Annotated in this window: 1 pseudogene; it reads right to left on the reverse strand. The window is 35.1% G+C overall.

Annotation, left to right across the window (positions count from 1 at the left end):
* Nucleotides 1-606 (reverse strand): annotated as a pseudogene (locus ACFIO3_RS15120) (DNA polymerase III subunit gamma/tau); the annotation flags it as partial.

Genomic DNA, 606 nt, shown 5'->3' on the forward strand with positions numbered 1-606 from the left:
ACAATGCGATAAATTTTCAATCTTTTCAGAAAGATCAGTAGATTGAAAAGTTTCAAGAGTTTTTGTTACTTCGTGGGCGTTGGTTTTTTCAGAAGTTTGATTTTTAACTAAATTTTCCGGTTGTAAGGAATTATCTAATTGGCTTTTCAAAGATGTTTTTAAATCTGATAGATCTGATAATGTATTGGTAACGCTTGAGAAAGTATGGGCATCGACCGTTGTTTCTTTTGCTATATTATTTGCATTCGTAGATTCTTGATGAGAAGAATTTGTAACGAGTGTGAGAGGTGTTTTTTCTTGCGTAAGCTTTTTTAAAGCTTCATCAAGAGTTGGTAGGTCAGCTGTGTGAGCAAGACGAATTAAAAGCATTTCAGCGGCTTGAAGTGGACGTGCAGTTTGATTAACTTCCTGTAATCCTTTGAGTAACATTTGCCAGTTTCGGGATAAAACAGGAACGGAAAGTTTTTTTGAAAAGTCTAAACTTTTTAAACGTTGTTCTTCAGTTAGTGAGAAATCTTCCACTATTTCTGGTGTAAAACGTAAACGTGTGACCAGATGATTAAAATCGGCTAGTTCTGTCAATATAGTAAGAGGATCAGCACCTGC

Source organism: Bartonella sp. AD328YNZD (genome assembly GCF_042196425.1).